Here is a 9,793-nt window from a genome sequence, read left to right on the forward strand (position 1 = left end):
TCTCAAAAAATAGAAAAGCGCTGAGATAGCTTCTACCACTGATAATGCAGTCAGACTAAGGAACTTGGTCTCAGAATTGCTCTCTCAGCACTCATTTTTTCTTTAAAAACTGTCAAAATCAGCTTGCGTGGCTTTCCGTTCGCCACCCTTATCCTCACTCCGTAAATTAACATAATCTGTCTGATAATCCAGAGCCATTCCGATTGAGATGTGCTTTAGATCATCGATAGACAGGCCAGTTTCTTTACAGCATGACAGATAAGACTCTACTGTGAAGATTTCTTCGCTAGCTGATTCTGATTCATCTGGTGCTTTTTTGTCGTCATGCTCGCATTCAGCATTTCCATCAACACAGGACCAACTTCCTGAATCGGAAAGACTTCCATTTCCATGAAAAATTGTTCATAAGGCTTGATATGAGGATTTGCAGATTTAGCAAAGGTCCAAAAAAGACGGTTGAAAAAGGTCATGTCAAAATCTGACAACATCGAAACGTCAATATCAGTTGCTGTCAACTCTTTGTCAGTTTCCAGCTTGTTCAATTCATTCATGAATGATTGATTTTTCAACATTGAAAACAAATCTTGAAAATAATCTTTCCCAAATTGTTGCTTGTAGGCAATAGGAGTATAGCCATTAGTGCCTAACTCATACTCCTGATCGCCAACCAAAACGATTTTGCGCATACTATTCCTCCTTAACCAACAGCAGTAGGTTCATACACTTTCTTGAACCAGTTGTCATAAATTTCCTTATTATCAGCTGATGTGATAGAACGTTTAACAACTGAATCCAGAGGACGAGGACTTGCTTTAAAGCCAAGTTCACGCTCGTTGACGTTTGTACCATTTTTGGTTTTTGAGCCATTGCCTGGACGACTCGCTGAACAATAGTAAAGAACGTGACGTGTTTTATTCTTGTCCCCTGAAAATTCGAACATCAAGGCAAATGATGTGAATTCTGCATCAGCTTTTTCAGTCAAAACACCCGTCTGAGCATCTTTGATTTCACCCAAAATTTTAGTCGCAAACATTTCAATAATGTGAGAGATTTTGAATTTTCCATCATACCCTTCGTTTGAGTTCATAAAGTGATAATCGATGTCATCTGCTTTGATTGGTGTTGATTCGCCCTTTGGATCCAATGTCAATTCCATTGCCCCAGGAAAGCGGAAAATTTCATCGTAAGCAATCACTCCATCTGCACCAATTGATTTAATTGGCGCAACGTGAACATTTTTTAAACCAAAGGTTACTTTATTTTCTTGAGTCATGTCATTCCTCCTTAGTATAGATAGACCGTATAAGACTTGACATAGAGTCTTTCAGTCTCGATAAATGTTTCTTCTTGAACATCGAAAAAGAGCTCGTGGGTTGTCCACAGCTCTTCCAGACGTTCTTCCAAATCTTCATCCTTACTCTCAAAAGCTAGCTCGACTGTCACGCTCTTAATCTGATGATTAACCGTGTTGTCAGCTGCATTGATGACTGGACTTAATTCATAATAGACCAGGTAAGGTAGGTCAGGAGCGTTCCCAGTTTTAAACGCTCGATAGGTGACAGGCAGGTTTCCCTGTTCCAAAATAGCAGCAAAGTCTGATAGCTTCATTTCCCAATCTCCTTGATTCGCTTCTCAAAGTTCTCTTTAACTTTCTCCTCAACAGGTTTAATATGTGGAAATGCCCGACTACGACCGCCATTTCTCAAAACATGCCCATTTTCTAGTAAGTGAGTTAAACGATAGGTTGGAGCCGCGTTGTAGATGACGTATGACCCCTTAGCATTTTTCTTGAAGCGCCAATTTCTAGCATACTTTCCATAACGTTTTGGACTAGTCGCTTTTAATTCCGTAACGGCTTCGTTTACAACGTCCTCAGCAATCAGGTCAATCTTATCTTCTACCTCAGCAGAGTACTCTGCCATTGCTTTTGCAATTTCATTCGCTAAATCACTTGTTAAGCTCATTTCAACACCTCTGACAAAGTCAACTCTAAAATTTCAGAATCGATAGGATAGGTTTTCAAGATACGATATTGCTTGCCTTCAAATTTCGCAAACTCCTGATTCTCATACTCAAAATTTCGAATCTCAACGACCAAACTCGGTTTTAGACCTGCCTGGTTTGCCTGATAAAATTCAGAGCGAGCGACCCTCTTTTTGCGACATAAGAGAGTAACTTCAACATCTTCAGAGATTGGTTGTAGTAGCTTGTCCTTACCTGTGACTTTCTTAGAGATCAGCGTGATTTCATGATTCCACATTCTTGACCTCTTTCTTTGATGCTAGTTGTAAATTATGCAGTCGCCATTGAAGGTGACGTGGCATATCCACCCCACCCTCATAGCGATAGGCAGCATAGTCAACGATAAACATTTCATGGTCAGCACGCTCACCGACAAGCTCGATACCGAGGTTATCGGTCAATTCAGTGATGACACTTGAAATGATTTTTTTTAACGGCTTGTCTCTCAAGTCGGTTGAAATACCCAGCTTAAGCTTCAACAATTCTAAAAGCTGACCTTCGTTCATGTTTACTCCTCAACTTCCTTAGCAGGCTCTTCAGCAGTTTCCTCAACTGTCTCTTCCTGATCAGCTGCGGGATTTTCCTTAACTTCTTTTGTTTCAGGAGTTGGTTTCTTAGGTTCATCCTCTCCCGAAACCTCAAGGAAGATAGAGCCAGCAGTGTTGGCACCAGTCAAAAGGCCATTGGTAAAGCTATCTGTGGGCTCATATCCCTCACGAGGAAAGATATCGCCAACAGCATAGTCATGTTTTTCAGGATCAGCCAAGTCCTTGAAAGGACGGATTACTTTATAGCTCATACGCTACCTCCTTAAGCTACAACATCAGTGTAGGTTCCAAACACCCCAGCATCTTCATCAGTCTTCTTGATATCAAAACGAAGATATGAAGCTAGGTTCTTACCGAATCGATGGTTATCTTCCCAATTCACACTCAACTGCATACGGTCAAATAATGTAAGGAAGTATTCAACATCTCCGATAAAGTACTTCATTTCCCCTTCTTGACCCAAAAGAGTGTCATCAACAGGGTAGATAGTTTTTCCAGAGAATGAATAGCCCGTTGGTGAAGTGATGTCAGGTTGAAGCATGTAGCGGCCGTCCTTGTCCTTAACTTTATCCAATGCGTTGAACATAGAGTCAGTAACAACAAGAGATTTTTTATAAACAGATGAAATCTTAGTATTTAAAATATCTTTAAGTCCATCATAACCGCTAGCATTTACAACTTTTGCAGTTTTCAAAACATCCGCAACAATTGCCAATTTTGTTTGTTCGTCTTGGTCTTGGATGTCTGCTTGCATGATTCCAATAAGGTCATATTGTGCATCTTCAATCGCTTCACGAGAGATAGGAAGTTCACCACGATAAGTCTTGATTTTATAATCAACATCCGTGATTTTTGTTTTTCCTAATTCTGGATTTTCTTCAAGTTCACCAACCTCTGTCATCTTACGATTTGATTTCTTCATAACTGGATAAGTACCTGATCCACTTGTTACTTTCACAATATGGATTAGGTTAAGCAGCGGGTTCTGACGTTCAGGTGTTTTTTGTGGTTCCAAAACCTCTTTCGGAATGATCGCTCCTACATCTGTTGTTTTAACACCTGTGCGTTTTTGTCCACGAGAGCGGATGAATTCTAGTACTGCGTCACGTTGTTCCAATTTTTGTCCTCCACGATGTTCTTTGCTTGGATAAGTCGGTGCTTTGCGATTCAATTCTTCAACTTGATTTTGCAAATCTTCGATTTCTTTTTCAAGTTGTTCTTTTTCTGCCAATTTATCTTCCAATTCTTTTTGGATATCTTCCAGGTTCTTTTCAACCGCTGAAACTTCTTCATCATTTCCAGCTTGATCCAATTTCTTCGCTTCAAGTTCAGAACGCTTGTTCAATTCCTTGATTGATTCTTCAAGCTCTACCACTTTTTCTGCTTTGTTGCGCATGCGAGCGCCTAAAATCAATGATTTGTGCATAGGTTAAATTTCTCCTTAATTTCTTTCTTGCGCTTGTCCAGCGCTTCACGATTGGCACGCTGTTGACTTTCAAAGTCTTTCTGCCGTGCAGCAATTTCCGTTTGCGGATAGGCTGGGAATGTGCATGGACTCACTTCAAAGATTTCTAATTCTAAGACAGTGTCCAGGTACGAACCATCTGCTTGCTCTTCCGTGTTGATTTTGATCGGGATAAAGCCAAAACTACATCCAATCACATCACCACGCTGAACACGAGCATAGGCCCCAACAGCTTGTGGGTCATCTTTATTGATAATGATATCACCGTAAAGTCCGATTTCATCAACTCCCAAAGTGACCGTTCCATTGCCAGTCCGACCAAGCACTAAACTATCATCATGGTTAAATAATGCCCTGATGTCAGCTCCTTTGATAGCTTTTTCAACACCCTCACGTTTGATTACCTCAAAGTAACCCGGCCATAATTCAGTAACTTCATCAAACTTGATAAAGTACCCACTCAAAATCAAATCACCGCTATCAACTTCTTCTCGTGTTTTGAATTGAGCGGTACGATAACTATTCCGTTTCTTCATTCTCTTCCTCACCTCCTTTCAACTTCTTCTGGTCCCCAAGTCTGTCTTGCGGTAGATAATTTTCAAGAGCAAGGAGCTCATCCATATCAGGATCTGGTGGCATCCCAAGCCAATCCCTCCACTCATTTCGACGCATTGCCATATTTTGGGTCATCTGTTTAGCTACTGATGACAATTCTGTAATGTCATACGAATAAAGCGAGCGAGCATTGAGTTTGAAATACCGATTATTTGAGACAAGTAAGTCTCTAGTTAATGTCTGAGTGATCGTCGTAGCAATACTCATAACTGTTGTATTGACAAAGTTGTTGTATTCTTCTTTGTCGAAATTTCCAACTCCTAAAATAAAAGCTGGAACTCCCAAAAGTCCAGCAACTGTTTTCTTGTCAATTTCAACAGATTCATTGATAGCGATATCTTTTAAGCTGAGTGGCTTAACCTGTTCTACACTCAACAAAGCATCAGGAATAATCCACGGCTCACCTGCCTGACTTGTTGTTAAGTATTTCTTAGCGACCTTGTCTCGCCCCTCTTGCGTGCCCAATTCTCCATTCGAAGAATCAACCTTAACAATCAAGCTAGGAACGTTCTTGCCATTCATAAAGCCTTTTTTGATTTGAGTCGCAAGATTTAAATTCCTAACAATATCCCTCAGAGCAAGCCTATATCCAGTCCCTACAAATGGATTGTCTGGATCAGGATTGATTACAAAGTGCACGATTTCGCTTGGGTTGTAGTCAATGCCACGATAGTTCACAACATAACCAACATCGTCACTCTTGAATGATACTTCACTCATAGAGAATGGTCTCAGGTTCAAAATGTAATCATTCACAGGATCATATTCGACATGAAGAACCGAATTCCCGTCACCAAATAGCAACAGGTCACGCACAATCTTGAAAATCCAAGTTTTGCGAGTCATGTTTTCGCATGGATTTACATCAATCTTCCGAGCTAGTCCATCTTTAACCCGTATGTCTCCCTTGTCGGTATTCTCCATCAAATGAATGGTCATATTTGATACCATGTCAGCAATCTTGTTGACCGCAGCAATCACATCAGGATTGCGAGCCAGTGGCACATAGCTATCACCGTCGATATAAAGACCAAAATCTGAATGAGTGATAACATTCGTTCCGCTTCGACTCTTACCACGTTTCAAAAATCTATCTAAAAGCCCCATCTTTCCTCACCTCCTTTCTCTAATCAAAGAAGCTCATCACATCGCTATTCTTACCAAGATTAGCAAGAGCCTGAATACAAGCAAAGACGCTAGCATCAAACAAGTCAATCCTTGCAGTACCACCGTCACCGTCTAATTTCTCATATTGCACAGCATCATCCACCTTTTCAATAGCTCTAACATTACTTACACAATATTCATAAGCATCAGAATGAAGATAGTAAAACTCTTTATTCTTAACTTTGAACTCAATCCGTCTGAATCCCTCTGATTTCAGATAGAAAAGCTGTGGTTGGTCAATCATCTTAAACCGAGCTTGTTTCATCTTCGTCAGAAACTCACGGCCAAACTTCCTATCCATCCCAACAGCAGCAATCTTGAAACCTTTCTCCCTCATCTTGATGAACCATTTAACAATATCATCATAGAGAACGGTCGGAGTATTGCTCATTGTTAACCACCCATCAGACTGCCAGCCAAAGAGTGGAATCCCGTCATCATTGGCTTTCTTTTGAGCGTTGACACGAGGGAAGAAAGCGTGTGTGATGCAGATATCAACATCTTTCTCGCCATCATGATAAACTCCATAAAGAGCAGCGGCGGTCAAGTCATGCAACCTTGACAAGTCAGCTCCGCCATACCACTGAATAGGTAAACGTGCCAGCTCTTCTAAGGTCCAATCGTAACAACTGTCTGAAGCAATAAATTCATCAGGATTGAAATAAGCGTTCATCGAGTTAGTAAAGACATTCAATGTCTTGTTAAAGAACTCATTCCTAGTCTGTGGATCGTTCATAGCCTGCTCAGCTTCTTCTCTCAAAGCCTTGAGCGACACCGTCACACCCCACGAGGGGTTGGCTTTCTTAAGAACATTCTCGTCCAGGTAATCCCCCACGTCTCCATCAGTCGTCTGGTCAGCTTTGCAGATAAACATGAACAAGGAATCATCCTTGACCAATTGCTTAAGGACCTTTTGACAATATTTAAGACGATTGGCAAGGAAACCAGTAGGAATATCACCAGCCGTAGAGATAACAAAAAGCATACTGTTTCGGTATGCTGACATTGTTTTCTTCATAAGACCATATTTCTTACTGTTCCTCATCGTATGAGCTTCATCCAAGATAATAACATTCCCGTTCAATGAGTCTAAACGGCTCTCATCATTTGCCAATGCCTGAATGAAGAAAGAACCCTCATTACCAAAATTAGCAGTAATAGAGTGTTCTTGGTTATTATCCTTGATACGAATGTTCTTGTCATTCCATCGTTCAACATTGAACTTCAAGAATCCAAAGGCTTCCATCGCTTGCTTGACCGAGTTGGCCACGATGTAGCATTTTGAACCGCTGTCTGTGTCTAATATCTGATAAGCAAGAGCGATTGCAGCAGTAAATGAGGTTTTCCCATTCTTCCGAGCAAGCATGATAAGCGCTTCTTTGAACCTGCGCTCATTTGTACCCTTGTAGTAAAATCCAAACAGGTTCACAACTACAAAATGTTGCCACGGTTGCAAGAGTAATGGCTTGTTACGGATAGACACCGCAAACATATCATCGCCCTGCTGATGGACTATCGTGTTTTCGATGAAGTGGACAACGAAATCAACGATTTCCTCATCCATTTCAAACTCAGGATTTTCAAGATCACGCAAGAAACGTTCAGCTGCAAGAATGTTCTCCTCGCAATGTTCCTCTCTGTGAGAGATGACGTGTCGAGCATACTCTTTCGCTTTATCAAGATTACCCATTGCCAGTCACTCGCTTCTTCTTGATTTCGTTCTTGAACTTCAGGACCTCAGTAAGAACTGATTCACCCTCTTGTTCTACTACCTCACCAAGCGACTTAGGATTCATCATCAACTGATTAGAGTAGCTGAGGATGTCTTTCCTCAAAATTTCCATCGCTGTCAAGATTGGAACTTTGCGCTCATTCTCAGCACCAGCCTTATTGACGTAGGTGTCTGTTACTGGATAACCCATGTCAGCATAATCTTGAGCAAGTTTCTGATACTGATAGAGCATTCCTGCAAAAATATCAATGATCATTTCGAACTCTTTCCGATAAGTGCCCAAGTCTTTCATCTGCTTGACCACTTTTGACTTAATCGACTTTGCTGTAATTGGTTTAGCCAAAAACTACCTCCTTTCGTCAAAATCGCTTAGTTTTTACCCCCTTTTTGTTTGAAGGCCCCCGACTTGGAAAAAGTTCCCTTCACCGGTACCCTACTGGCCAAAATGATTTTCAAAAAGAGGGGGGGACTAAAAATTTTCATTTTTCATTTTTGAAAAAATTTAAAAATTCTTTTTTTCTTTTTTTCTGCCAATACAATCCTTGATTGATTACTCTATCGTTCACTCTATCGTGAAACGTATTGTGTTTCTTATTCGTCAACGGCAAACAATTCCATTCAACGAATTCAAGTTCGGGATATTCAGATACAGGAAAGATATGGTGAACCATTTCTGCTTGAACAGAAATTCCGTAACGCAAACTTTCTTGACAAAGATAATCATGCTTACGCATTATCCTATCACGGAACTTCTCCCACTTCTTAGATTTCAAGGATGGTCTGATAGGTTTGTTATACATGGCAAACCTCCTTTCCAATACTAAAAGGGACAGGCCAGTGACCTATCCCCTCTCATACAAGAAAACCATGCTACCATAATAAACCTTTTTTTGTGAGACTTCAAGATGCCTTTTGTCTCATTTTATTTTGTTTATAAAATCATAGGCCAATACAAAAACAAATACGAGTGGTAAGAAAAGAAATATCAATCCATTCTCAACTAACTTTAATACATCACTTTTTCCCCAATCAAAAATAACGACTAAAAAAATTAAGGTTAAAAAATAGACAACTAGATATCCTAAAAATAATCCCAATGTTTCATCCTCCATCTATACCAATTTTATCCCTCACCTTCACATATCTTATATTTTGTTAAACTCATTCTAAATCTCAAACCCTTACTAATCATAGGTTTTAAAGAGTTTCATTTTTTCAGTTTATGCTTAACTCATTATGTGAAAGTAATATCTAAAAAAAATTAAATGACAAAGTTCCGTAAAGCATCATCAAGCTCTGCTTGCTCTATCCCTATGTATCTCAATGTGATTGCAGGTGATGAGTGATTGAACATTTTCTGTAATGTTCCTACGTCCTTTGTCTTGTTGTAATATTTATAGCCGAATGTCTTGCGCATTGTATGCGTACCAACATTATCAATGCCAAGTTCTTCTGCCGCTTCATGGATGATTTGATAGGCTCGCTCACGAGTGATCGCTTTATTTTGACCTTGCCTACTCTTGAATAAGAAATGATGAAATGGTTTACCCTCGACATATCTCCTCATTTCTTTCTTGAGTTCTTTTGTCATCCGTCTTGTTATCTGTTTGCCAGTCTTCCGTTCTCTCAGTTTGATGTGCCAACCTTGAACATCTTTAACTTTCAAGGTGAGTATGTCTCCGACTCTCAAACCAGTATTCAGGCCTGTAATGAATAGCATATAATACATCTCATTCCACTCTCTGAGATAATCTTTCATTGCCTGAATATCGTCATTATCTTTTATTGGTGATACAAATTCCATGCTCTACCTCCTTTCTGCAAAACAAAAAGCCAGCATTTGCTGACTCTTGACGATACTTCTGTTGGACAACTTTTCTGACTAGAATTAAGGATGACTCCTAAAGTGTGATATGTGTTTTTGTTTCAGAAGTTCATGCTATCATAATAGACCTTTTTTTATGAGACTTCAAGATGCCTTTTGTCTCATTCTTGTTTACAACTCACCTTTCAGTATAGCGTACTGTTCTAAGATAATCCTCCTCCTTCTATAAATTGTGGCTTTGCTCATGAATTTCTGTTCCGCTATTTCTTCCCATCTTAATTGAGGATATCTCCAGCGTAAATTAAAGATCTCTTTATCTTCATCAACTAGATTGATCAGGAGTTTGTTAATAATAGCTTTGAACCCTTCGAGAAATTTTAAGGTTGGATCATCTGCGAGCTTGACCGCGATGGTTTCTG

General features: G+C 39.9%; 14 protein-coding genes and 1 pseudogene. All 15 read right to left on the reverse strand.

Annotated features, from left to right (window positions below; genetic code table 11):
- Window positions 1–266: 266 nt before the first annotated feature.
- Window positions 267–686 (reverse strand): hypothetical protein, encoded by a 420-nt coding sequence (locus HMPREF2987_RS04570; RefSeq protein WP_075229528.1) that lies wholly within the window; start codon window positions 684–686, stop codon window positions 267–269.
- Between the two features lie 11 nt (window positions 687–697).
- The gene (locus HMPREF2987_RS04575) at window positions 698–1,273 is read right to left on the reverse strand and encodes a major tail protein (RefSeq protein WP_075229529.1); all 576 of its coding nucleotides are present in this window, start codon (window positions 1,271–1,273) and stop codon (window positions 698–700) included.
- Window positions 1,274–1,284: 11 nt separating this feature from the next.
- The gene (locus HMPREF2987_RS04580; protein WP_075229530.1) at window positions 1,285–1,608 is read right to left on the reverse strand and encodes a hypothetical protein; all 324 of its coding nucleotides are present in this window, start codon (window positions 1,606–1,608) and stop codon (window positions 1,285–1,287) included.
- Window positions 1,605–1,964 (reverse strand): HK97 gp10 family phage protein, encoded by a 360-nt coding sequence (locus HMPREF2987_RS04585; protein WP_075229531.1) that lies wholly within the window; start codon window positions 1,962–1,964, stop codon window positions 1,605–1,607. The genes HMPREF2987_RS04580 and HMPREF2987_RS04585 overlap by 4 nt, the downstream gene beginning before the upstream one ends.
- Window positions 1,961–2,260: a phage head closure protein gene (locus tag HMPREF2987_RS04590; protein ID WP_075229532.1), complete on the reverse strand. Its 300-nt coding sequence runs from the start codon at window positions 2,258–2,260 to the stop codon at window positions 1,961–1,963. The genes HMPREF2987_RS04585 and HMPREF2987_RS04590 overlap by 4 nt, the downstream gene beginning before the upstream one ends.
- Window positions 2,247–2,528, reverse strand: a complete 282-nt coding sequence (locus HMPREF2987_RS04595) for a phage head-tail connector protein (RefSeq protein ID WP_075229533.1) — start codon at window positions 2,526–2,528, stop codon at window positions 2,247–2,249. The genes HMPREF2987_RS04590 and HMPREF2987_RS04595 overlap by 14 nt, the downstream gene beginning before the upstream one ends.
- A 2-nt stretch (window positions 2,529–2,530) precedes the next feature.
- Complete coding sequence (locus HMPREF2987_RS04600; RefSeq protein ID WP_075229534.1) at window positions 2,531–2,821, reverse strand: hypothetical protein; 291 nt, start codon at window positions 2,819–2,821, stop codon at window positions 2,531–2,533.
- Between the two features lie 11 nt (window positions 2,822–2,832).
- The gene (locus HMPREF2987_RS04605) at window positions 2,833–3,996 is read right to left on the reverse strand and encodes a phage major capsid protein (RefSeq protein WP_075227983.1); all 1,164 of its coding nucleotides are present in this window, start codon (window positions 3,994–3,996) and stop codon (window positions 2,833–2,835) included.
- Window positions 3,981–4,571 (reverse strand): HK97 family phage prohead protease, encoded by a 591-nt coding sequence (locus HMPREF2987_RS04610; protein ID WP_075229535.1) that lies wholly within the window; start codon window positions 4,569–4,571, stop codon window positions 3,981–3,983. Before HMPREF2987_RS04610 ends, HMPREF2987_RS04605 begins: the two co-directional genes overlap by 16 nt.
- A complete protein-coding gene (locus HMPREF2987_RS04615) occupies window positions 4,555–5,757 on the reverse strand; it encodes a phage portal protein (protein WP_075229536.1) in 1,203 nt (400 codons plus the stop codon). Before HMPREF2987_RS04615 ends, HMPREF2987_RS04610 begins: the two co-directional genes overlap by 17 nt.
- A gap of 19 nt (window positions 5,758–5,776) precedes the next feature.
- Window positions 5,777–7,507: a terminase large subunit gene (locus tag HMPREF2987_RS04620; RefSeq protein ID WP_075229537.1), complete on the reverse strand. Its 1,731-nt coding sequence runs from the start codon at window positions 7,505–7,507 to the stop codon at window positions 5,777–5,779.
- Window positions 7,500–7,892, reverse strand: a complete 393-nt coding sequence (locus HMPREF2987_RS04625; protein ID WP_001118282.1) for a P27 family phage terminase small subunit — start codon at window positions 7,890–7,892, stop codon at window positions 7,500–7,502. Before HMPREF2987_RS04625 ends, HMPREF2987_RS04620 begins: the two co-directional genes overlap by 8 nt.
- Before the next feature lie 136 nt (window positions 7,893–8,028).
- Window positions 8,029–8,349 carry an HNH endonuclease gene (locus HMPREF2987_RS04630; RefSeq protein WP_000282422.1) on the reverse strand — a complete coding sequence of 107 codons (321 nt, stop codon included), beginning with the start codon at window positions 8,347–8,349 and terminating at the stop codon, window positions 8,029–8,031.
- Window positions 8,350–8,810: 461 nt separating this feature from the next.
- Window positions 8,811–9,353, reverse strand: coding sequence for a site-specific integrase (locus HMPREF2987_RS04640; RefSeq protein ID WP_000397549.1), 543 nt, complete (start codon window positions 9,351–9,353; stop codon window positions 8,811–8,813).
- A gap of 192 nt (window positions 9,354–9,545) precedes the next feature.
- Window positions 9,546–9,793: pseudogene (locus tag HMPREF2987_RS11120) on the reverse strand (transcriptional regulator); the annotation flags it as partial.

The organism is Streptococcus sp. HMSC067H01 (assembly GCF_001814775.1).
Lineage (GTDB): Bacteria > Bacillota > Bacilli > Lactobacillales > Streptococcaceae > Streptococcus.